Genomic DNA, 21,230 nt, shown 5'->3' on the forward strand with positions numbered 1-21,230 from the left:
CTCCCCCTGCCCACCCCGCCCGCTGCCGCCCCCTCCGTCACCCCCGCCGCGTCGTGCGCCGTCCACACCCCCTGTGGGGTCGCCACACCCCCCGCACCGGGTGCGGGGGCAGGCGACGGGGTGTGGACGCGGCCGGTCGCCGCGGCGGCCGAGCCCGGACCGCCGGGGCCGGCCGACGGGTTGCGGCAGACGCGCGCCTGCACCCCGCCCGGCGACGACGGCCCGGGCGCCGTCCGCGGTGCGGTCCCGCAGCCGCCCCCGGATCTCGCGACCGGTGCGGGGCAGCTCGTCGCCGTCGTCGACACCGGGGTGGCGCCGCTGCCCCGGCTGGCCGGACGGCTCAGCGGCGGCGGGGACTACCTGACCGGCGGCGACGGTCTCACCGACTGCGACGGCCACGGCTCCGATGTCGCGCTGCTCCTCGCCGGAGCCGCCGACCCCGTCACCGGGCTCGGCGCGGGCATGGCGCCGGGCGCCCGGATCCTGTCCCTGCGCCAGTCCTCCGGGCGCTTCGCCGTCCGCGGCACCGACGGCACCGAGCGACCCGCCGGCGAGATCCGCACCCTGGCCGCGGCGATCGACCGGGCCGTCGCACTCGGCGCGAGCGTCGTCAACGTGTCCGAGGTGGTGTGCGTGCCGTCCGCGCAGGTCGACTCCGCGGGGGCCGCGCTGCGCGAGGCCGTCGAGGGCGCCGAGCGGGCCGGGGTGCTGGTCGTCGCCGCGGCCGGGAACATCGACGGGAGCGGCACCTGCACCGGCGACCCGGACCTGCGGCCGCTACCCGCGTCCTACGACACGGTCCTCGCCGTCGGCGCGGTCGACGGCGACGACGTCCCCGGCGACTTCTCCGTGCCGGGCCCCTGGGTGGACCTCGCCGCTCCGGGGGCGGACCTGCCCCGTCCGTCCGGACCGGACGGTGCGGTGGTCCGCGGCACGTCGTACTCGGCGCCGCTGGTCGCGGGGATCGCGGCGCTGCTGCGCGAACGGTTCCCGATGCTCACCCCGCGCCAGGTCGGAGACCGGCTGCGCGCCACGGCCCGCCCCACCGCGGGCGACGGCCGCACCGGCCACGGTGTGCTCGACCCGGAGGCCGCGCTGACCGCGGAACCGCTGCTCCTGACCCCGGACGACCCCGCCGGGCCCGGCGGCCGCGCCGGGCCGCCCGGGGCGGGCCGGGCCCCGCTGCCGCTCGCGTCGGCCCCGCCACCGGACCTGCCCGTGGTGGCCGGGGTCGGCGCGGTCGCGGCGGTCGGCGGGGCGCTCGTCGCGGCGCTGGCGGGGCTGCGGCGCCGGCCCTGAACCGCGGCTCAGCCCGGCAGGTCCGCCACCTCCCGCGCCGCCGCGACGCTCAGGACCCCCGCCCGCGGCAGCAGGCGCACCATCTCCGCCGGTGCGTCCCCCGCCTCCCCGATCCCGAGCGCCCGCCCGGTCCCGGCGTCCGCGACGCCGTGCACCGCACCGGACGCGGCGAGCAGCAGCCGCGTCCCGCCGTCACCGCCGCCGGTGTCGGCCGGCCCGGTCCGCAGCGGCCCCGGGCCGCTCCCCGGCAGCACCACGGTGTCGAGACCCGGCCCGGCGTCGTCGGCACCGGCGAGGCGCACCCGCACCGCGCCGGGCGCGACCGGCTCCCCGGTGCCGGCGACGAGTGCGCGCCGTCCCTCGCGCCAGGTCCCGCACAGCACCGGGGGCACCTCGGTGACCTCGGCCCGGGCGGCGGGCCAGGCCTCGGCCCCGGGCACCCGCGTCTGCCCGACGTCGTCGACCAGTCCGGGCGGCAGCGTCGCCGGTTCGGCCTGCCCGGTCCGGGAGCGGACGGCGTCGGCGAGGGTGACCGGGATCCGGGCGAGCCCGTCGTCGACCACCAGGAAGTACGTCGACCCTGCCCCGAGCGACTGGCTGCGCACGACGTCCCCGTTCCGCCCCAGCCCCGCGACGGGTGTCGGTCCGGGGGCGGGGACCCGCAGCGGCGCGCCCTCCGGGATCGCGGAGAGCAGACCGTCGCCGACCCGGCGGACGGGCGCGCCGAGCAGGCCGAGCCCGTCGAGGGCGTTCCGGTCGGACGGGTCGATCCGGTGCCGGGCGCCGTCGTGGACCAGGTAGGTCGCGCCGCCCTCGGCGGTCAGCAGGGCCACCGGTTCCGGTCCGGCCGGGACGGGTCCGAGCGACCCCGCGAGCACCGTCGTGGTCCCGGCGCCGGAGCCCTCGCCGCGGGTGTCGCAGACCGCCCACGCGGGTGGGACCGGGACCCCGTCGAGCGGTACGCCGACGGTGCCGGGGACGGCCGCCGGCGCGGTGCGCGGCGCGGCGGCCAGTGCGTCGTCGGGCACCGGGACGGGCACGGCGGTGGCACCGTCGTCGCGACCGTGCGCGGCGAGGACCAGCCGTCCCGCGACCGGGTCGGGCACCGGCACGAGCAGCGCGGACCGGTCGGGGTCGCGGACCACGGCGTAGAGCACGCCGCTGCGCTGCCCCTGCACCAGCGCCCGGGAGCGCCAGTCGGTGGCCGGGTCGACCCGGGCCAGCAGCGCCGCCACCCCGAGCGCGAGCAGCCCGACCAGCACTCCGGCGAACACGGCGCGCCGCTGCGAGCGGATCTGCTCGTGCAGCGGCACCGGGTCCCCCCGCACCAGCGCGGCCTCCATCCGGCGCACACCGAACCGGTGGGCGTCGACCTGGTCGCGGGTCGCCGGGGCGCGCTGCACGCGCGCGGGGGCGGGATCGGTGCGCACCGCCCGGACGGTAGGTCGGCCGCGGCCCCGGCGGAGCCGGTCCGCGGTCACTGCGTAGAAGTACGCCACCTGACCGATCGGTCCAGTTCGTTGCCACCCTCACTCTGTTGCCCATAATGTGCCGTTGCGTGATCACCCTCCGGAACATCGTCGTCCCGTTGGTGGCCGCCGCCCTCGTGGCCGGCTGCTCCGCGCCCACCGCCGCCCCGGGTGAGGCGGGCCCGGCCGGGGACGGCACCACCATGACCCTCGCCGACGGCTACGAGCCCGACGACCTCAACCCGCTGCTCGGCTACGGGGCGGAGGGCGCGAGCAAGTTCTACGACGGTCTCTACGCCCGCGACGCGCAGCGCACCCTGCAGCCCGCGCTCGCCTCCGGCCCGGCGACGTCGTCACCGGACCGCCTGTCCTGGACGGTGCCGCTGCGCCCCGGCGTCACCTTCCACGACGGGTCGGCCTTCGGGCCCGAGGACGTCGTCGCCACCTACGCGGCGATCCTCGACCCGGCCCGCGCCGCGACGATCCGGTCGAGCGTGCCGATGCTCGCCGGGGTCGAGGCCGTCGGCGACGACGCCGTGCGGTTCCGGCTGTCCTACCCCTACGGCGCGTTCCCGGCCCGGCTCACCTCCGGGATCCTGCCGTCGGAGGTCCTCGAGGGCGGCGGCCCCGTCTCCGGCCTGCCGGTGAACACCCGGGCCGTCGGCACCGGCCCGTACCGGCTCGCCGAGTGGCGGCGCGGCGACACGATGGTCATGGAGTCGAACCCCGGCTACTGGGGCGGTGCACCCTCGGTGACCCGGGTGACCGTCGTGTTCGCCACCGACGACAACACCCGTGCCCAGCGCACCGCCGCCGGTGAGTTCGACGGGACCGTGCTGCCGCCGGCGCTGGCCCGCGCGGTCGCGCAGCAGAGCGGGCTGGCGCTGCGCGAGCACGCCAGCGCCGACTACCGCACCGTCGCGCTGCCGTTCGCGAACCCGGTCACCGCGGACCCGGCGATCCGCGCGGCGCTCAACCGCTCGGTGAACCGCCAGGGCATGATCGACGCGTTCCTCGCGGGCCAGGGCGAACCGGCCCACCACCCGATCCCGGGCGTGCTGCCCGAGCAGGTCGAGCCCTCGGCGACGTTCACCTTCGACCCCGCGGAGGCGGGCCGGATCCTGGAGCGGGCCGGCTGGGTCCCCGGGCCCGACGGGGTGCGCGTCCGCGGCGGGCAGGCCGCGCGCTTCACGCTGATGTACCCGGCCACCGACACCGTGCGCCGCGACCTGGCCCAGGCGTTCGCCTCCGACGTGCGCGCAGCCGGGATCGACGTCCGGCTGGAGGGACTCGGCTGGGAGGCGATCGAGCCGCGGATGGGCGCCGACGCGCTCGTGCTCGGCGGCGGCGACCCGTTCGACCCGGGGTTCAAGGCGTGGCAGCTGCTGCACTCGTCGAACGCCGCCGACGGGTTCAACAACCCCGGCTCCTACCGCAACGCCGCCGTCGACGCGGCGCTGGACACCGCGCTGCGGGCGCCCGACGAGGCCGCCCGCACCGCGGCGGTGAAGGAGTTCCAGCGGGCCTACGTCGCCGACCCCGGCATGGTCTTCCTGGCCTTCCTCGGCCACAGCTACGTCACCCGCGACGCCTGGGACGGCTACACCCCCGTCGTCGAGCCGCACACCCACGGCACCACCTGGGGCCCGTGGTGGAACCTGCAGGACTGGACGCCCCGCTCGTGACGGCCGTGCTCCCGGGCCGGCACCGCGGCCGCGCGGTGGCCCGGCTGGCCGGGCTGCGGCTGCTGCTCGGCGTCCCGACGGTGCTGCTGGTCGCGGTCGGGGTGTTCCTGCTGGCGGCGGCGTCGCCGTTCCGGCCGGTGTACCAGTACTTCGGGGTCGGGATCTTCTCCGCGAGCGACGCCGACATCGCCGCCGCCGAACGTTCGCTCGGGCTGGACGCGAGCGTGGGCGAACAGCTGCTCCGGTGGCTGGGCGGGCTGCTGACCGGCGACCTCGGGCAGAGCCTGTCGATGCGGCAGCCGGTGGCCCAGGTGGTCGCCGAGCGGCTCCCGTGGACGTTGCTGCTGGTCACCCTGGCCCTGCTCGTGTCGCTGGTGCTGGCCCTGGCCGCCGGGACCGTCGCGGCGTGGCGGCAGGGCGGCTGGTTCGACCGGGCCGTCACCGCGGTCGGGCACACCCTGGAGGGGCTGCCGCCGTTCGTGCTGGCCCTGGGTGCGATCGCGGTGTTCGCCGTGGCCTGGCCGGTGCTGCCGGTCGCCGGGCTCACCGATGCCGGGGCCGCACCCACGTTCGGCCAGGTGGGCAGGCACCTGGTGCTGCCGGCGCTGGTACTGGGGGTCTCCCAGACGCCGTGGCTGGTGCTGCACGTGCGGGCCTCGCTGCTGGCCTCCCTCGACGACGACCACGTCGCCGGCGCCCGGGCCCGCGGGCTGCCCGAGCGTCTCGTCGTGCTGCGCCACGCCCTGCCGACCGCGCTGCTGCCGTTCGTGACGGTGCTGGGCAACCGGCTGCCGGAGCTCGTGACCGGCGCCGTGCTGGTGGAGACGGTGTTCTCCTGGCCGGGGATCGCGGCGGCCGTGGTCACCGCGGCGCTGGCCGTGGACTTCCCGCTGCTCGCCGCGCTGACCCTCCTCTCGGCGGTGGCGGTGCTGGCCGGGTCGCTCGTCGCCGACCTGACCGTGCTGCTGCTGGACCCCCGGGTGGACGCCGATGTCTGAGACCGCCGTCGCCCCCCGCCCGTGGCTCCCGGCCGGCCGGCCGCGCCCCGGCTCGCCCCGCGGCCGTCGCCGGTCCGGGCGGGCCCGGCTGGTCGCCGGCGCCGGCGGGCTGGTCCTGCTCGTCGCGGCCGCAGTACTCGTGCCGTGGCTCGGCGGGCTCGACGAGGGCGCCGTGGACTACACCGCGATCCGGCTGCCGCCCTCGCCCGCGCACCCGTTCGGCACCGACTCCGTGGGCCGTGACGTGCTGCTGCGCAGCTTCGCCGGGCTGGGGGTGTCGCTGCAGGTCGCCGCGGCCTGCGCCGTGCTCTCGACGGTGATCGGCACCCTGTTCGGGGCGCTGTCCGGGCTGCTCGGCGGCTGGTGGGACCGGATCGCGATGCGCCTGGTCGACGCCGTCAACGCCGTCCCGCACCTGCTGCTCGGCATCGTGATCGTCGCGCTCTACCGGGGCAGCGTGCTCGCGGTGATCGCCTCGATCGGGCTGACCCACTGGACGACGGTGGCCCGCGTCGTGCGCGCGGAGATCCTGACCCTGCGCACCCGCCCGTTCGTCGACGCCGCGATCTCCGGCGGCGCGTCCCGGCGCCGGGTCCTGCGCCGGCACCTGCTGCCCGCGGTCGCGCCGCAGGCGGTGCTCTCGGCGGTGCTGATCCTGCCGCACGCGGTGTGGCACGAGACCGCACTGAGCTTCCTCGGCCTCGGCCTGCCACCACACCTGGCGAGCCTGGGCACCATCCTCGGCGAGGGGAGACAGGCCGTGCTGCTCGGCTCCTGGTGGATCGTGGTGTTCCCGAGCGTGCTGCTGGCCGCGACGACGCTGTGCGTCGCCGGCATCGCGGCCTGGTGGCGGGACCGCACACTCCCGCGCCGGCGGTCGGAGCAGGCGCTGTGACCGGGCCCGGTGGCGCCGCATCCGGCACGGTGCTCGCGGTGCGCGGCCTCGACGTCGCCTTCCGGGTCGGGCGCGGGCGTCGCGCCCGCACGGTCCGCGCGGTCACCGACGCCGACCTGGACCTGCGTGCCGGGCGGTTGACCGCGCTCGTCGGGGAGTCCGGCTGTGGCAAGTCGGTGCTGACCGAGGCCCTGACCGGGCTGCTGCCGGGCACCGCGTCGATCCGCGGGTCGGCACTCCTGACCCCGCCGGAGCGGTCCGATCCGGTGGAGCTCCTCACCGCACCCGAGTCCGTGCTGCGCGACCGGGTCCGCGGACGGCTGGTCGGGCTGGTCCCCCAGTCCGCCGCCACCCACTTCACCCCCACCCGCACCGTCGGCGCCCAGCTGCGCGAGACCCTGGCCCGGCTCGGCGCGACGGCCACCGTCGCCGACCTGCTCGACCGCGCCGCGCTGCCCCGCCACGTCGCCGCGCTGCACCCGCACGAGCTGTCCGGCGGGCAGGCCCAGCGCACCGGGCTCGCCGCCGCGCTCGCCGGGGACCCACCGGTGCTGCTCGCCGACGAGCCGACCGCCGGGCTCGACCGGCCGCTGGTCGACCACGTCACGACGCTGCTGGCCGGGCTGGCCGCGGAGGGCCGCGCCGTCCTGCTGATCACCCACGACCTGCGCGCCGCCCGCGCCGTCGCCGACGACGTCGCCGTCATGTACGCCTCGCGGCTGGTCGAGACCGGCCCCGCCGACGACGTGTTCACGGCCCCCTGGCACCCCTACACCGCCGGCCTGCTCGGTGCGCTGCCCGACGCCGGGTTCACCCCGGTGCCCGGGCACCCGCCGGAGCTGTCCGCGCTGCCCGACGGCTGCGCGTTCGCCCCACGCTGCCCGGTCGCCGGCGACTGCTCCGGCGACCCCGTCCCGGTCCGCCGGGGTGGGCGGAGCGTGTCCTGCCATCCGCCGACCGCCCCCGCGCTCCCCGCGGCGGCCCGGTCCGGGGCGGGGTCGCGGTGAGCCTGCGCGCGGAGGGGGTGCGGGCCGGGTGGCGGGCCGGGCACGCCGTCGTCGACGGCGTGGACCTGGCCGTGGAACGGGGGTCGGTGCTCGGGCTGGCCGGGCCGTCGGGGTGCGGGAAGTCGACGCTGACCCGGGTGCTGGCGCTGCTGCACGCACCGTGGTCGGGCCGGGTGACCGTCGACGACGAGCCGGTCCGCCGGTTCCGCTTCGACGCGCCCGCGCCGCTGCGCCGCCGGATCGGGGTGGTGTTCCAGTCCCCGCGGGCCTCGACCGACCCGCGGCTGACCTGCGAGGAGATCGTGGCCGAGCCGCTGCGCGCCGCCCGGGCGTCCGGGGTCACCGCCCGCGTCGACGAGGTGTGCGCGCAGGTCGGGCTGACCGCCGAGCTGCGCGGACGCCGGCCGCACGAGGTGTCCGACGGCCAGCTCCAGCGCGCCTGCCTGGCCCGTGCGCTCGCGCCCCGGCCGGACTACCTGCTGTGCGACGAGATGACCGCGATGCTCGACGCGTCGAGCACCGCGGCCCTGGTCTCGGTCGTCGCCGCCGAGGTCGACGGCCGCGGGCTCGGCGTCCTCGCCGTCAGCCACGACGAGGCGCTGCTCGCGGCATGGGCCGGGCGGGTGCTGCGGCCGTGGAGCTGAGTCAGGCCTCGCGGACCGGACGGCGCAGCTGCTCGGCCAGGGCGCCGTCGTCGCCGAAGAGGGTGTCGCGCCAGCGCTGCTCCAGCGCCCGGGTGTCGTGCCGGTCGGGGTGGAAGCGCGGGTGCCCGAAGACGGGCATCCGGCCCAGCACGCGGCGCAGGAACTGGCCGCGCCCGAACAGCAGCCGGTAGCCCTCGCGCAGGTCCCGCGGCCGCCGCCAGACGCCCTGCTGCACGAGCAGGTACGCCCACCCGAACACGACCGCGGGCAGCACGGTGGCGACCACCAGCGGGGCGGCGCGGCCGCGCTCGGGGCCGTCGGTGCCGATGAGCTCGTAGACGTCCCAGGTCACGGACTTGTGCTCGAGCTCCTCGAGCGCGTGCCAGTGCCACAGCTCGCGGATGTCGGCGTGCACGCGCCCGGCGAACTCGTCGCTGCCGAGGATGTCCTCGGCCATCACCGCGGTGAAGTGCTCCATCAGCGCGGTGCAGGCGAGCTGCTGCCGCGGCGAGGTGCGGTCGAGGACCTTCAGCGCGAGCGCGACCGCGGACTCCGGTACGTGCACCGGGAAGCCGCGGGAGCGGAACGCCTCGTTGAGCCGGTCGTGCTCGCGGCTGTGGATGACCTCCTGCGCGGTGAACCCGGCGACCCGGGCGCGCAGCTCCGGGTCGGTCACCCGGTCCCGGAAGTGGATCACCGAGCGGACGAAGAAATCCTCCCCCGGCGGGAAGATCGCCGAGAGCATCGCGAGGAACAGCGTCGCGGTCGCGTTGTCGGCGTAGGCCCAGCGGACCATCTGCTCGGGCAGCCGGAAGTCCAGGTGCCGCGGCGGGATGCCGACGTCGCCGCCGGTCAGCCTGCGGGGGCGTGGGCCGGGCCCGTTGTCGGTCGCCGTCTCGGTCACGGTCGGTCCTCCGGTCGTCGTCGACGGTCGGGCCGCATCCGTGACAGAAAGTATCCCGTACAGCGCGTACCCCTTATCGTCGAATCATCGGTGGCACCGGGCGCGGTGTCAACCGGGCGCGGGATGATGGCCGGGTGAACGGATCCGTGACCCCCGGCGACGGCCGCGCCCGCCGCTGGGCCGGACAGCGGGCGGCCCGGCGGGCCGAGGTCGTCGAGGCCGCGATGGCCGCGATCGCCGAGCACGGACCGGAGGCCACGACCGAGCAGATCGCCGGGCGCGCCGGGGTGCCCCGGCCCGCGCTGTACCGGCACTTCGACGGCCTGGAGGACCTGCAGGGCGCGATCGCCGAGGCCGCGCTGGGGCTCTACTCCGAGGCGCTCGCGCCGGTGTGGAGCCCGCGCGGGACGCCGCGGGAGATGCTCGTCGCCGCCATCGCCGCGCACGTGCGGTGGCTCGCCGCGCACACCGAGCTCTACCGGTACGTGCTGCGCGCCGCCGGGGTCACGACGGCGGTCACCGACATCCGGCACCGCATCGCCGACCGGATGACCGGCCTGCTGACCGGTGGCTACCCCGGGCTGCCCGCGACCGTCGCGGCGCCGCTGGCCGCCGGCGCGGTCGGGCTGGTCGACGGCGCGACCGAGCGCTGGCTCTCCTCGGCGGACCCGCTCCCGCTCGACGAGCTCGCCGAGCACCTGGCCCGGTGGGTCTGGTCGGTGCTCGACGTGGCGCTGCGCGAGGTCGCGATCGAGCTCGACCCGGACGTCCCGCTCACGGCGGGCTGAGCGCTACTCCGCGACGCCGATGTCCTCGTTCCACAGGTCGGGGCGCTCGGCGACGAAGGCGGTCATCATGTCCACGCAGCGCGCGTCGTCGAGCACCTGCACGCGCACCCCGTGCTCGGCCAGCCAGCCGTGCCCGCCGTGGAAGGTCCGGGCCTCCCCCACGAGCACCGCGCCGATCCCGAACTGACGGATCAGCCCCGAGCAGTACCAGCAGGGCGAGAGCGTGGTGACCATCGTCGTGGACCGGTAGTCGCGGCGGCGGCCCGCGTCGCGGAACGCCGCGGTCTCGCCGTGCACCGTCGGGTCGCCGTCCTGCACCCGACGGTTGTGGCCGCGCCCGAGGACCTCCCCGTCCGGTCCGACGAGTGCGGCGCCGATCGGGATGCCGCCCGAGGCCAGCCCGGCCCGGGCCTGCTCCACCGCGACGTCCAGCCAGCTCGGATCCATGCGCGCGAACCTATACCGAGATCGCGTCCAGGCGTTCGCGCAGGAACGGCGCGGACACCACCGGCTCCAGCGCCGTCCGGCCGAGCGGCGGGGCCAGCGGCGTGACGACGGCGTCGTGGTCCAGCTCGAAGAAGAACACCAGCGACACCAGGTCCTCGGCCGGGGCGTGGGCCTGCGGCGGCAGCACCCGGTGCCGCCCGGCCCGCCAGCGGTGCCCGGTCCAGTGCGCGAGCAGGTCGCCGACGTTCACCGTCAGCGCACCCGGGGTGTACGGCGCGTCGGTCCAGCCGTGCCCCTCGACGTCGACCTGCAGCCCGCCCGCCCCCGGCTCGCGGTCGAGCAGGGTGACGGTGCCGAAGTCGGTGTGCGGGCCGATCCGGAACTGCCCGGGCAGCGGGGTCCCGGTCTCGGTCATCGGCGGGTAGCGGTTGATGTTGAACGTCCACGTCGGGTGCGTCGCGAGGTCGCGCAGTGTCGACGGCTCCTGCCCGAGCGCCCCCGCGCACAGCTCCAGCAGCGCGCCCGCGACACGGGTCATCGCCGTGCAGTAGGCGGTCACCGCCTCCCGCAGCGCCGGGACCTGCGCCGGCCAGACGTTCGGCGGGAACCACACCGCGTCGGTCTCCGCGTCACCGGTCGGCGCGAACGGTCCCACCGCGAAGGACTCCTTGAGGTCCGGCGGGGAGTCACCGCCCTCCACGCGGTCGTTGGCCTCGACGCCGGGCGGCAGCCACCCCCGCCCGCCGACTCCGACCGCGTAGCCGCGCTTGACCGCCTCGGGCAGCGCGAAGAAGTCCCGTGCGGCGGCCCGTACCGCCCAGGCCGCGTCGTCCGGCACCCCGTGCCCGACGACCTGCAGGAACCCGGCCCGCTGCAGCGCGGTGTCCACCGCGGCCGGGTCCGGCGCGGCCAGGTCCACGGTCGGGATGAGCGCGTTCACCGGGTACCCCCGGGCGTTCCGGCGGCGGTGCGGCGCACCAGCAGCGCGTAGAGCCCGGCCGAGAGCAGCAGTCCGACCAGGAAGGTCACGTCACCGATCCCGGGCAGCAGCCGTGGCACCAGCCCGGTGAACAGCTCCTGGTTGGCGAACAGCAGCACCGACACGACGATGCCGGCGACGAGGGCGACCGGGCCCGCGTGGTTGCGGTAGGTGCGGTCGTAGAGCAGACCGGGGTCGGTCGGGCGCAGCCACTGGTCGGTGAGCACCACCCCGAGCCACGGCCCGACCCAGTACACGACGACGAGCAGGAACGCCTCGTACCCGGCCGCGGCATCGCCGAGGGCGACCAGCGCGATCACGAACCCGACCGCCCCGAACGCCACCGCGACGACGGCCCGCGCCCGCGCCAGCGGCACGTCGATGCCGAGCGCGAGGAACGCCATCGCCCCGGAGTACACGTTGAGGACGTTCGCCGCGACCGCCCCCACCGCGATGGCGACCAGGGTCAGCACGGCCAGCCACCCGGGCAGCAGGCCGGTGTAGTTCGCCACCGGGTTGTCCGAGTCGAGCCCGGCCGCCGTCGCCGCACCGACCGACGCCGCACCGACCGTCATGAGCACCGTGGTGGACAGGAACAGGCCGCCGCCCGCGGCGAGGCCGGTGGCCCGCGCCGACACCGAGCGGGGCAGGTAGCGGGAGTAGTCCGCGGCGTAGGGGCTCCAGCCCGCCGAGTACCCGACGACGGCGCCGACGGTCAGCAGGAACCCGCCGACCCCGCCCACCCCGTCCGGCGACGCGGCCGCCCCCGGGTCCGACGCGGCGAGCACCAGCACCGCCCCGGCCCCGAGCACGACCGCGAGCAGCGGGAAGGCGAGCCGCTCGAACGCCTGCACCAGGTTGTGCCCGAAGAACGCGACGGCGACCTGGACGACGACCACCGCCACCAGCCACGCGACCGTCCCGCCGCCGGTGATCGCCGACAGGGCGAAGGCGGCGCTGACGCTGTTCACCGCGAACCAGCCGAAGCCCGAGGTGATCGTCATCAACGCGGCGGGCAGTGCGTTGCCGCGGTGGCCGAACGCGAGCCGCCCCAGCACCATCTGCGGCACCCCGGCGGCGGGTCCGCGGGCGGACAGGATCCCGTGGGCGAGCGCGGCGAGCAGGTTCCCGACGACGATCGCCGCGACCGCCGCGGGCACCGACTGCCCGAACGCCGTCACCGACAGCACGCCGACGAAGATCGTCGCGAACTCCAGGTTCGGCGAGGTCCACGTCCAGAACAGCTGGCGGGGTCTGCCGTGCCGCTCGGAGTCCGGCACGGGCTCGGTGGAGCCGGGCTCGACGGCGACGATGCGGTCGCCGTATCCGCGGTCCGCGGCCGCGCCGACGGTGTTCTCGGTGGTCACCGCGCCACTGTGACCCGCGGACCGCGCGGGACGGAACCTCGGTAACCGACTGTTGACACGGGTTGCTCCGTCCGGCCCGTAGTCCTGCGGATTCCGCGGCCGGGCCCGGTCCGCCACGATCGTCGGCATGCGGACGAACCTGAACGTGGCCCTGCAGGCCGGCGCCCTCCTGGCCTTCGCGGCCCTGCGGTTCACCGCGCCGGGGTGGTTCCTGATCATCCTGATCGTGACCCTGGTAGGACCGGCCCTCCTGACGGTCCCGACGGTGCTGTCGCTGACCGTGCTGCGACGCCGGGTGCTCGGCCCGGCGGTGACCGCCCCGTTCGTCGCCTGCGCCGGGTTCCTGCTCGCCGGCGGGCTGCTGATGCCCGACTTCGGCGACACCGCGGACTCGGTGCGCGCCCCGCTGACGGTGCTGCTGGAGTCGGCCGGGCTGCCCGCCGGGCCGACCGAGCCGCTGTACGTCCTCGGCTCGCTGGCCCTCGCCGGCTGGTCGGTGTCACTGGTCTGGTTGGGCGTGGCCCTGGCGCTCGACGCCCGCCGGACGCACCGGGTCCCCGGGCCGCCGCACCCGGCCTGGGTGCGGCCGGTCTCCTGAGGCCGCTCGCGCAGTCCGCGAGGTCCCCGTCCGCGAGGTCCCCGTCCGCGCCGTCCGGACCGGTCACACCGGGGCCGGTCCCGGCCCCACCCGGCCGGCCGCGTCCGGCCGGCCCCGGCGGGGTCTGCTCAGCCCTCGCCCGGTACCCGGATCCGCCGGGTCCGCTCGGCGCGGGCGGCGAGCTCGTCGTCGGCGGGGTAGTCGACGCCGGTCAGCGACAGGCCGTGCGGCGGCGCGACGGTCACCTCGGAGGCGCGCAGCTCGCGGCGCAGCAGTCCCGCGGGCCAGTCGGCGGGCCTGCGCCCACGGCCGACCTCGAACACCGCGCCGACCAGGCTGCGGACCATCGAGTGGCAGAACGCGTCCGCGGAGACCGCCGCGACCAGCACGTCCGGCTCGCCCTGCGCGGACGACCAGTCGAAGCGCTGCAGCGCGCGTACGGTCGTCGCGCCCTCGCGGCGCTTGCAGAACGCGGCGAAGTCGTGCTCGCCCAGCAGCAGTGCCGAGGCGGCGTTCATCGGCTCCGGGTCCAGCGGATACGGCCAGGCGACGGTCTCCCGCGCCCGCAGCGGCTCGGCCCCGAACGGGGCCGTGGTGACCCGGTAGCGGTAGTGCCTGCGCAGCGCGGAGAAGCGGGCGTCGAAGGCGTCGGGTACCCGCCCGAGGCCGTGCACCCGCACGTCGGGCGGGAGCAGCCGGTTCAACCGCCGCAGCAGGCCGTCGATCTGCGGTGCGAGCGTCTCCGGGAGGTCGACGTGGCAGACCTGGCCGGACGCGTGCACCCCGGCGTCGGTGCGCCCGGCGACGGTGAGCCGCAGCGGGGTGCGCAGCACGGTCGACAGGGCCTCGGTGAGCACGCCCTGCACGGTGCGCCGGGTCGGCTGCTGGGCCCATCCGGAGAAGTCGGTGCCGTCGTAGGCGACGTCGAGCCGCAGCCGGACGGTCCCGGCCCCCGGATCGGGGGCACCGGAAACGCCGACGAGCCCGCCGTCGGTGACGGCGGGCTCGTCGGTGTGGTGCGCTCGGCTCAGGAGCCGGACTCCTTCTTCGAGTCCTCGGCGGCCTCGGCAGCCTCCTCGGCGGCCTCCTCCGCGGCGGCAGCGGCGTCGACGGCCTTGTCGGCGGCCTCGGAACCCGGGGCCACCTCCTCGGCCTCGACCGCGGCGTCGACCGCCTTCTCGGCGGCCTCCTGGGCCTCGTCGGCGGCGGTGACCTCGGCCTCGGTGGCCTCGGTCGACTCGACCGTGGTCTCCTCGTCCGAGGACGCGGCGGCCGGGGCGGAGGCCGCGGCCTGCGACGCGGCCGAACGACGGGCACGGTTGGCCTCGTCGGTCACCGTCTTCTGCTGGACCAGCTCGATGACCGCCATCGGGGCGTTGTCGCCCTTGCGCGGCATCGTCTTGGTGATCCGGGTGTAGCCACCGTTGCGGTCCGCGAAGAACGGGCCGATCTCGGTGACGAGGCGGTGCACGACCGACTTGTCGCGGATCACCTTCATGATCTCGCGCCGGTTGTGCAGGTCGCCGGCCTTGGCCTTGGTGATCAGCCGCTCCGCGTACGGACGCAGCCGCCGGGCCTTGGCCTCGGTGGTGGTGATCCGGCCGTGTTCGAACAGCGAGGTCGCCAGGTTGGCCAGGATCAGCCGCTGGTGCGCGGGCGACCCGCCGAGGCGGGCACCCTTGGTGGGCTGGGGCATGGCTACAACTGCTCCGTTTCTGCGTAGTCCTGACCGTCGTCACCGAAGGTGTCCGGGTCGAACCCGCTCCCACCGTCGACGCCGTAGTCGCTCGCCGCCGCCGACGGGTCGAACCCGGGCGGGCTGTCCTTGAGGGCCAGGCCGAGACCGACGAGCTTCATCTTGACCTCGTCGATCGACTTGGCGCCGAAGTTGCGGATGTCGAGCAGGTCCGCCTCGCTGCGGCCGACGAGCTCGCCGACCGTGTGGATGCCCTCGCGCTTGAGGCAGTTGTAGGACCGGACCGTGAGGTCCAGCTCCTCGATCGGCATCGCGAACGCCGCGATGGTGTCCGCCTCCTGCGGGGAGGGGCCGATCTCGATGCCCTCGGCGTCCACGTTCAGCTCGCGGGCCAGGCCGAACAGCTCGACCAGGGTCTTGCCGGCCGAGGCCAGCGCGTCCCGCGGGGTGATGGACGGCTTCGACTCGACGTCGAGGATGAGCTTGTCGAAGTCGGTGCGCTGCTCGACTCGCGTGGCCTCGACCTTGTAGGTCACCTTCAGCACCGGCGAGTAGATCGAGTCGACCGGGATACGGCCGATCTCGGCACCGGTGGCCTTGTTCTGCATCGCCGGGACGTACCCGCGACCACGCTCGACGACGAGCTCGACCTCGAGCCGGCCCTTGTCGTTGAGCGAGGCGATGTGCAGGTCCGGGTTGTGCACGGTGACACCGGCGGGCGGGACGATGTCCCCCGCGGTGACCGCACCCGGGCCCTGCTTGCGCAGGTACATCGTCACCGGCTCGTCCTCCTCGGAGCTCACGACGAGCTCCTTGAGGTTGAGGATGATGTCGGTGACGTCCTCCTTGACCCCCGGCACGGTGGTGAACTCGTGCAGGACGCCGTCGATCCGGATGGACGTGACGGCAGCACCGGGGATCGACGACAGCAGCGTCCGGCGCAGGGAGTTACCGAGGGTGTAGCCGAAGCCCGGCTCCAGCGGCTCGATGACGAACCGCGACCGGGTCTCGGTGACGACGTCCTCGGCCAGTGAGGGTCGCTGAGAGATCAGCATGGGTGTGTGCCTCCTTCGCACCTGCGACAACCGCTATTTGATGTCGCAGTGGGAACCGCCGCCCCTCCCTGCGGGGCGACGGCGTGTCGAGCTACTTCGAGTAGAACTCGACGATGAGCTGCTCGGTGACCTGGGTGTCGATCTGAGCGCGCTCGGGCAGCTGGTGGACCAGGATCCGCAGGGTCGACGGGACGACCTGCAGCCACGCCGGGACCGGGCGGTCGCCCTGGGTCTCCTTGGCGATGACGAACGGGTCGGTGTTCCGCGACTTGTCCTTGACGTCGATGATGTCGTAGCGCGACACCCGGTAGCTGGGGATGTCGACCTTCTTCCCGTTGACCAGGAAGTGGCCGTGGTTCACCAGCTGACGGGCCATGCGCCGGGTGCGGGCGAGGCCCGCGCGGTACACGACGTTGTCGAGGCGCGACTCGAGGATCTGCAGCAGCTCGTCGCCGGTCTTGCCCTCGCGACGGTGCGCCTCCTCGTAGTAAGCGCGGAGCTGCTTCTCCTGCAGGCCGTAGCCGAAGCGGGCCTTCTGCTTCTCCTGCAGCTGCAGGAGGTACTCGGTCTCCTTGATCCGGATCCGGCCGTGCTGGCCGGGCGGGTAGGGACGACGCTCGAACGCCTGGTCGCCGCCGACGAGGTCGGTCTTCAGTCGGCGGGACTTGCGGGTCATGGGGCCGGTGTAGCGAGCCATGGTGGTTCTCCCTTCCCCTAGACCCGGCGCCGCTTGGGCGGACGGCAGCCGTTGTGCGGCTGCGGGGTCACGTCGGAGATCGTGCCGACCTCGAGGCCGGCCGCCTGCAGCGAGCGGATCGCCGTCTCACGTCCGGAGCCGGGGCCCTTGACGAAGACGTCGCACTTCTTCATGCCGTGGTCCATCGCCTTGCGGGCGGCGTTCTCGGCGGCGAGCTGCGCGGCGAACGGCGTCGACTTCCGGGAGCCCTTCAGGCCGACGTGCCCGGACGAGGCCCAGGCGATGACGGCACCGGTCGGGTCGGTGATCGACACGATCGTGTTGTTGAACGTGGACTTGATGTGGGCGTGACCGTGCGCGACGTTCTTCTTCTCGCGACGGCGGACCTTCTTGGGTCCGGCACCCTGACGTGCGCGGGGCGGCATTACTTCTTACCTGCCTTCTTCTTACCGGCGACGGTCTTCTTCGGACCCTTGCGGCCGCGCGCGTTGGTCTTCGTGCGCTGGCCGCGGACCGGAAGGCCGCGACGGTGACGGATGCCCTGGTACGAACCGATCTCGATCTTCCGGCGGATGTCCGCCTGGATCTCACGGCGCAGGTCACCCTCGACCTGCAGGTTCGCCTCGATGTACTCGCGGAGCTTGCTGACGTCCTCGTCGGTCAGGTCCTTCGACCGGAGGTCGGGGCTCAGCGCGGTGGCCTCGAGGATCTCCTTGGACCGGGTACGTCCGACCCCGAAGATGTAGGTGAGCGCGATCTCCAACCGCTTTTCGCGGGGGAGGTCGACGCCGGCAACACGTGCCATGCGGCGTGGTCTCCTTGTTGTCGTCCCAGGTCTTCCCGATGCCCGTCCCGTTCCGCCGCTGAGCTGAACGGGCCCCGGCCTGGTTCCGGGGGTACTACCGGGCCCGTGTGGCCCGGCAGGTGCATCGGGGGCTTCTGCTGCGCGATCAGAGGATCGCGACCGGTACCGCTCTGCTCAGCCCTGGCGCTGCTTGTGGCGCAGGTTCGAGCAGATCACGATGATCCGGCCGTGACGGCGGATCACCTGGCACTTGTCGCAGATCTTCTTGACGCTCGGCTTGACCTTCACGTCGTCTGCCTCTGTGTGTCGTTCTTGTGGGTCTCGCGACCGACCGTGGTGGAGCTGGTCGTCACTTGTAGCGGTAGACGATGCGGCCGCGGCTGAGGTCGTAGGGCGACAGCTCGACGACCACCCGGTCCTCCGGAAGGATCCGGATGTAGTGCTGGCGCATCTTCCCGCTGATGTGCGCGAGTACCCGGTGGCCGTTCTCCAGCTCCACCCGGAACATCGCGTTCGGCAGGGGTTCGACGACCCGGCCCTCGACCTCGATCGCCCCGTCCTTCTTGGCCATGTCCTCCGCTATCCGTGACAGGTGTCGGTTGCCCCGGTCGACAGCGGTGCCGACGACCGGTTCGGCGCGCGCGGACGGAGCCGGACCGGGAACACTGTGGGATACACGGAGCACACGGAGCGGACGTCACAGGACGCGCCGATGGTCCAGTGTACGGAGGCCGTGCGAGGCCGGTGCAGGCGGGGGTGACGGGCGTGGTAGACGCCCGGCAGACCGACGGTAACGGACCGACCCGGTCACGGACCAGTACCCGCGCGGAGCGCGTCGGGTACCGGTGGCGCGGGGCTCAGGCTCCGGGGCGGTCCGGTGCGCCGGCGGGCACGGTCAGCAGCCACGGCCCGTCCTCGGTGACGGCGACGGTGTGCTCCCAGTGCACGGCCCGGCCGCCCGCCGCGGTGACGACCGTCCAGCCGTCCTCGAGCTCCAGGGTGTCCGGGTCCCCCGCGACGAGCATCGGCTCGACGGCCAGGGCCATGCCCGGGCGCAGCCGCGGCCCCTTGCCCGGCTCGCCGTGGTTGGGCAGGAACGGGTCCATGTGCATCGACGTGCCGATGCCGTGGCCGCCGTACTCGGCGACGATCCCGTAGTCGGCGCGGTCGGCCAGCGCCGCGGACCGGCACGCCTCCTGGATGGCGTACGAGACGTCGGTCAGCCGGGCCCCGTCGCGGACGGCGAGGATCCCCGCCTCCATCGCGCCCCGACAGGCCGCGGACAGGGCGAGGTCCTCCGGCGACACGTCCCCGACGGCGATGGTCACCGCGGAGTCGCCGTGCCAGCCGTCGACGATCGCACCGCAGTCCACCGAGATCAGGTCTCCCTCGGCGAGCACCTGCTTCGGCGACGGGATGCCGTGCACGATCTGCTCGTTCACCGAGGCGCAGATGCTCGCCGGGAAACCGTGGTAACCGAGGAACGAGGGGACACCGTCGCCGTCGCGGATCGTCTGCTCGGCGAGCGCGTCGAGCTCCGCCGTGCTGACACCGGGCTTCGCGTGCTCGGTGACCGCGGCCAGCGTGGCCGCGACCAGCGCACCCGCCACCCGCATCGCCTCGAGCTGACCGTGGGTCTTGAGCTCGATGTCCCGACCCCGGTAGCGGGCGATGGCCCCGCGGATACCGCCGCGACCGTTCATGTGTCCGTCCCTCGGTTCCCCGCCGTGGCGCCGGTGGTGCCGGCGCCGACCGGGTCTCAGCCGTTGCGGTTGTGCAGCGCCGAGAAGACCCGGTCGGTGATCTCGTCGATCTCGCCGACGGCGTCGATCGTGACCAGCCGGTCACGGTAGTGGTCCAGCAGCGGAGCGGTCTCCTCGCGGTAGACCCGCTGCCGGTTGCGGATGGTGTCCTCGTTGTCGTCGCTGCGGCCGCGGCCGAGCAGCCGCTGCACGACGACCTCGTCGTCGACGTCGAACTGGACGACGGCGTCGAGCTCCAGGCCCTTGTCGGACAGGATCTCCGACAGGGAGCCCGCCTGGGCCACGTTGCGCGGGAAGCCGTCGAGGATGAAACCGCTCGCCGTGTCGGCGTCGCCGAGCCGGTCGCGCACCATCGCGACGGTCACCTCGTCGGGGACGAGGTCCCCGGCGTCCATGTAGCGCTTCGCCTCGCGACCGAGCTCGGTCTCGTCACGCAGGTTCGCCCGGAACAGGTCCCCGGTCGAGATGTGCGGGACGTCGAGCCGCTTGGCCATCTGCTCAGCCTGGGTCCCCTTGCCGGCACCGGGCGGTCCCACCAGAACGAGTCGCACGAGACCCGACCTCCTGAAGTCTTGTCGTCCATGGCGCCGGCGTCCTCGCCGGCACACGATGCCCGAGGCACCACGATCGGGGCCGGGGCCCCGCACCGGGGTTCCCGCTCGGCCACGTTCCGGCGAGCCTAACGCAGGAAACCCTCGTAGTTCCGCTGCATGAGCTGGCTCTCGATCTGCTTCAGGGTGTCGAGGCCCACGGTGACCATGATCAGCACGGCCGTGCCGCCGAACGGGAAGTTCTGGTTCTGGCCGCTGCCGGTGATCCCGAGGAAGAAGTTCGGGAGCACCGCGATGAGGCCCAGGTAGAGCGATCCCGGCAGCGTGATGCGGCTGAGCACGAAGTTCAGGTACTCCGCGGTGGGCCGGCCCGGGCGGATGCCCGGGATGAATCCGCCGTACTTCTTCATGTCCTCGGCGCGCTCGTCGGGGTTGAACGTGATGCCGACGTAGAAGTACGTGAAGAAGATGATCAGTGCTACGTACAACACGATGTGCACGGGATTGGACTGATCGACGAGATAGGTCTGCACGAACTGCTGGAACCAGCCGCCGTCGTTCCCGGCGAGCCGGGCGACCAGGTCGGGCAGGTAGAGCAGCGAGCTACCGAAGATCACCGGCACGACACCGGCCTGGTTGACCTTGAGCGGCAGGTAGGTCGAGGTGCCGCCGTACATCCGGCGGCCGACCATGCGCTTGGCGTACTGCACCGGGATCCGGCGCTGGCCGTTCTCCACGAACACGACGCTGGCGATGATCGCGAGACCGAAGACGCAGACGCCGGCGAAGACCAGGCCGCCGGAGTTCTCCAGGATCAGCCGGCCCTCGGCGGGAATGCGGTGCGCGATGGAGGCGAAGATCAGCAGCGACATGCCGTTGCCGATGCCGCGCTCGGTGACCTGCTCGCCCAGCCACATCACCAGCGTGGTCCCGGCGACCATGACGATCACGATGACGATCAGCGTGAAGACCGACGAGTCCGGGATGATCGGGAGCGCGCAGCCCTGGAACAGCTGACCGCGCTCGGCAAGCGCCACGAAGCCGGTGGCCTGCAGCACCGCGATGCCGATCGTCAGGTACCGCGTGTACTGCGTGAGCTTGGCCTGGCCGGACTGGCCTTCCTTCTTCAGCTGCTCGAACCGCGGGATGACGACCTGCAGCAGCTGCACGATGATGCTCGCGGTGATGTAGGGCATGATGCCCAGCGCGAAGATCGACAGCTGGAGCAGTGCCCCGCCGGAGAACAGGTTGATCAGGGAGTAGACGCTGGCGTTGTCGCCGCCCTCGACCTGACGGACACATTCCTGGATGTTGGGGTACGACACCCCCGGCGAGGGGATGTTCGCCCCGAGCCGGTACACCGCCACGATCGCCAGCGTGAAGAGGATCTTCTTGCGGAGATCCGGCGTGGTCAGGGCCGCCCGGACTGCGCTGAGCACTCGGTGATCCTCCTACGACGTCGGCGGCCCGACACCGCCTGCGCCGGCCCCTGAGGGGTCGGCCGGGTTGGTCGACGCGCGTTCCGCGCCTCGCGGGACACCCGGGCCGGTGTGTACCGGCGGGGGCTGCGCGCCTCGAGGCGC

General features: G+C 74.4%; 24 protein-coding genes. 8 read left to right on the forward strand and 16 right to left on the reverse strand.

What is annotated here, in order from left to right; all coding sequences use genetic code 11:
- Window positions 1-120: 120 nt before the first annotated feature.
- On the forward strand, window positions 121-1,299 hold the full coding sequence (mycP, locus tag ND486_RS11935; RefSeq protein ID WP_251784397.1) for a type VII secretion-associated serine protease mycosin: 1,179 nt from the start codon (window positions 121-123) through the stop codon (window positions 1,297-1,299).
- 8 nt (window positions 1,300-1,307) lie between these two features.
- Here the strand turns inward: mycP and eccB are convergent, their stop codons facing one another.
- Window positions 1,308-2,729 (reverse strand): type VII secretion protein EccB, encoded by a 1,422-nt coding sequence (eccB, locus tag ND486_RS11940; RefSeq protein ID WP_251784398.1) that lies wholly within the window; start codon window positions 2,727-2,729, stop codon window positions 1,308-1,310.
- A 128-nt stretch (window positions 2,730-2,857) separates the two neighbouring features.
- On the opposite strand from eccB, the gene ND486_RS11945 reads away from it, so the two are divergent.
- From ND486_RS11945 to ND486_RS11965, 5 genes are read left to right on the forward strand one after another with little or no spacing between them, the layout of a single operon-like run.
- Window positions 2,858-4,453, forward strand: coding sequence for an ABC transporter substrate-binding protein (locus ND486_RS11945; protein ID WP_251784399.1), 1,596 nt, complete (start codon window positions 2,858-2,860; stop codon window positions 4,451-4,453).
- Window positions 4,450-5,451, forward strand: a complete 1,002-nt coding sequence (locus tag ND486_RS11950) for an ABC transporter permease (RefSeq protein ID WP_251784400.1) — start codon at window positions 4,450-4,452, stop codon at window positions 5,449-5,451. Before ND486_RS11945 ends, ND486_RS11950 begins: the two co-directional genes overlap by 4 nt.
- Window positions 5,444-6,346, forward strand: coding sequence for an ABC transporter permease (locus ND486_RS11955; RefSeq protein WP_251784401.1), 903 nt, complete (start codon window positions 5,444-5,446; stop codon window positions 6,344-6,346). Before ND486_RS11950 ends, ND486_RS11955 begins: the two co-directional genes overlap by 8 nt.
- Complete coding sequence (locus ND486_RS11960) at window positions 6,343-7,353, forward strand: ABC transporter ATP-binding protein (RefSeq protein WP_251784402.1); 1,011 nt, start codon at window positions 6,343-6,345, stop codon at window positions 7,351-7,353. The genes ND486_RS11955 and ND486_RS11960 overlap by 4 nt, the downstream gene beginning before the upstream one ends.
- Window positions 7,350-7,997 (forward strand): ABC transporter ATP-binding protein, encoded by a 648-nt coding sequence (locus tag ND486_RS11965; protein ID WP_251784403.1) that lies wholly within the window; start codon window positions 7,350-7,352, stop codon window positions 7,995-7,997. Before ND486_RS11960 ends, ND486_RS11965 begins: the two co-directional genes overlap by 4 nt.
- 1 nt (window position 7,998) lies before the next feature.
- Here the strand turns inward: ND486_RS11965 and ND486_RS11970 are convergent, their stop codons facing one another.
- Complete coding sequence (locus ND486_RS11970) at window positions 7,999-8,901, reverse strand: metal-dependent hydrolase (protein ID WP_251784404.1); 903 nt, start codon at window positions 8,899-8,901, stop codon at window positions 7,999-8,001.
- A gap of 134 nt (window positions 8,902-9,035) precedes the next feature.
- On the opposite strand from ND486_RS11970, the gene ND486_RS11975 reads away from it, so the two are divergent.
- Window positions 9,036-9,689: a TetR/AcrR family transcriptional regulator gene (locus ND486_RS11975; RefSeq protein ID WP_226369637.1), complete on the forward strand. Its 654-nt coding sequence runs from the start codon at window positions 9,036-9,038 to the stop codon at window positions 9,687-9,689.
- A 3-nt stretch (window positions 9,690-9,692) separates the two neighbouring features.
- Here the strand turns inward: ND486_RS11975 and ND486_RS11980 are convergent, their stop codons facing one another.
- From ND486_RS11980 to ND486_RS11990, 3 genes are read right to left on the reverse strand one after another with little or no spacing between them, the layout of a single operon-like run.
- Window positions 9,693-10,136, reverse strand: a complete 444-nt coding sequence (locus ND486_RS11980) for a nucleoside deaminase (RefSeq protein WP_251784405.1) — start codon at window positions 10,134-10,136, stop codon at window positions 9,693-9,695.
- A gap of 10 nt (window positions 10,137-10,146) precedes the next feature.
- Window positions 10,147-11,076, reverse strand: a complete 930-nt coding sequence (locus ND486_RS29705) for an isopenicillin N synthase family oxygenase (RefSeq protein ID WP_251784406.1) — start codon at window positions 11,074-11,076, stop codon at window positions 10,147-10,149.
- Window positions 11,073-12,482 (reverse strand): cytosine permease, encoded by a 1,410-nt coding sequence (locus ND486_RS11990; protein ID WP_251784407.1) that lies wholly within the window; start codon window positions 12,480-12,482, stop codon window positions 11,073-11,075. Before ND486_RS11990 ends, ND486_RS29705 begins: the two co-directional genes overlap by 4 nt.
- Before the next feature lie 127 nt (window positions 12,483-12,609).
- On the opposite strand from ND486_RS11990, the gene ND486_RS11995 reads away from it, so the two are divergent.
- Window positions 12,610-13,080, forward strand: coding sequence for a hypothetical protein (locus tag ND486_RS11995; protein ID WP_251784408.1), 471 nt, complete (start codon window positions 12,610-12,612; stop codon window positions 13,078-13,080).
- A gap of 128 nt (window positions 13,081-13,208) precedes the next feature.
- On the opposite strand, the gene truA is transcribed toward ND486_RS11995, so the two are convergent.
- From truA to secY, 11 genes are all read right to left on the reverse strand, one after another.
- On the reverse strand, window positions 13,209-14,015 hold the full coding sequence (truA, locus tag ND486_RS12000; protein WP_251784444.1) for a tRNA pseudouridine(38-40) synthase TruA: 807 nt from the start codon (window positions 14,013-14,015) through the stop codon (window positions 13,209-13,211).
- Window positions 14,016-14,107: 92 nt separating this feature from the next.
- Complete coding sequence (gene rplQ, locus ND486_RS12005) at window positions 14,108-14,776, reverse strand: 50S ribosomal protein L17 (RefSeq protein WP_062397810.1); 669 nt, start codon at window positions 14,774-14,776, stop codon at window positions 14,108-14,110.
- 2 nt (window positions 14,777-14,778) lie between these two features.
- Window positions 14,779-15,831 (reverse strand): DNA-directed RNA polymerase subunit alpha, encoded by a 1,053-nt coding sequence (locus ND486_RS12010; protein ID WP_062397812.1) that lies wholly within the window; start codon window positions 15,829-15,831, stop codon window positions 14,779-14,781.
- Between the two features lie 91 nt (window positions 15,832-15,922).
- The gene (rpsD, locus tag ND486_RS12015; RefSeq protein WP_060710555.1) at window positions 15,923-16,528 is read right to left on the reverse strand and encodes a 30S ribosomal protein S4; all 606 of its coding nucleotides are present in this window, start codon (window positions 16,526-16,528) and stop codon (window positions 15,923-15,925) included.
- A gap of 17 nt (window positions 16,529-16,545) precedes the next feature.
- A complete protein-coding gene (gene rpsK / locus ND486_RS12020) occupies window positions 16,546-16,953 on the reverse strand; it encodes a 30S ribosomal protein S11 (RefSeq protein WP_020622915.1) in 408 nt (135 codons plus the stop codon).
- Entirely contained in the window at window positions 16,953-17,333 is a 381-nt protein-coding gene (gene rpsM / locus ND486_RS12025) for a 30S ribosomal protein S13 (protein WP_020622916.1), read from the reverse strand. The genes rpsK and rpsM overlap by 1 nt, the downstream gene beginning before the upstream one ends.
- Before the next feature lie 174 nt (window positions 17,334-17,507).
- On the reverse strand, window positions 17,508-17,621 hold the full coding sequence (gene rpmJ, locus ND486_RS12030; RefSeq protein WP_020622917.1) for a 50S ribosomal protein L36: 114 nt from the start codon (window positions 17,619-17,621) through the stop codon (window positions 17,508-17,510).
- 61 nt (window positions 17,622-17,682) lie between these two features.
- Window positions 17,683-17,904 (reverse strand): translation initiation factor IF-1, encoded by a 222-nt coding sequence (infA, locus tag ND486_RS12035; protein ID WP_010228514.1) that lies wholly within the window; start codon window positions 17,902-17,904, stop codon window positions 17,683-17,685.
- 286 nt (window positions 17,905-18,190) lie between these two features.
- Window positions 18,191-19,036 (reverse strand): type I methionyl aminopeptidase, encoded by an 846-nt coding sequence (gene map / locus ND486_RS12040; RefSeq protein ID WP_251784409.1) that lies wholly within the window; start codon window positions 19,034-19,036, stop codon window positions 18,191-18,193.
- A 56-nt stretch (window positions 19,037-19,092) separates the two neighbouring features.
- A complete protein-coding gene (locus ND486_RS12045; protein WP_251784410.1) occupies window positions 19,093-19,647 on the reverse strand; it encodes an adenylate kinase in 555 nt (184 codons plus the stop codon).
- Between the two features lie 128 nt (window positions 19,648-19,775).
- On the reverse strand, window positions 19,776-21,086 hold the full coding sequence (gene secY / locus ND486_RS12050; RefSeq protein ID WP_073576464.1) for a preprotein translocase subunit SecY: 1,311 nt from the start codon (window positions 21,084-21,086) through the stop codon (window positions 19,776-19,778).
- Window positions 21,087-21,230 lie beyond the last annotated feature (144 nt).

Origin of the sequence: Pseudonocardia sp. DR1-2 (assembly GCF_023717215.1) — a bacterium.
Taxonomy (GTDB): Bacteria; Actinomycetota; Actinomycetes; order Mycobacteriales; family Pseudonocardiaceae; genus Pseudonocardia; species Pseudonocardia alni.

Coding starts and splice junctions, on each gene's coding strand:
- ND486_RS12010 (WP_062397812.1), bottom strand. CDS start 15,831: ATGCTGATCTCTCAGCGACCCTCACTGGCCGAGGACGTCGTCACCGAG.
- ND486_RS11980 (WP_251784405.1), bottom strand. CDS start 10,136: ATGGATCCGAGCTGGCTGGACGTCGCGGTGGAGCAGGCCCGGGCCGGG.
- rplQ (WP_062397810.1), bottom strand. CDS start 14,776: ATGCCCCAGCCCACCAAGGGTGCCCGCCTCGGCGGGTCGCCCGCGCAC.
- ND486_RS11955 (WP_251784401.1), top strand. CDS start 5,444: ATGTCTGAGACCGCCGTCGCCCCCCGCCCGTGGCTCCCGGCCGGCCGG.
- ND486_RS11995 (WP_251784408.1), top strand. CDS start 12,610: ATGCGGACGAACCTGAACGTGGCCCTGCAGGCCGGCGCCCTCCTGGCC.
- infA (WP_010228514.1), bottom strand. CDS start 17,904: ATGGCCAAGAAGGACGGGGCGATCGAGGTCGAGGGCCGGGTCGTCGAA.
- map (WP_251784409.1), bottom strand. CDS start 19,036: ATGAACGGTCGCGGCGGTATCCGCGGGGCCATCGCCCGCTACCGGGGT.
- rpsM (WP_020622916.1), bottom strand. CDS start 17,333: ATGGCACGTGTTGCCGGCGTCGACCTCCCCCGCGAAAAGCGGTTGGAG.
- rpsK (WP_020622915.1), bottom strand. CDS start 16,953: ATGCCGCCCCGCGCACGTCAGGGTGCCGGACCCAAGAAGGTCCGCCGT.
- rpsD (WP_060710555.1), bottom strand. CDS start 16,528: ATGGCTCGCTACACCGGCCCCATGACCCGCAAGTCCCGCCGACTGAAG.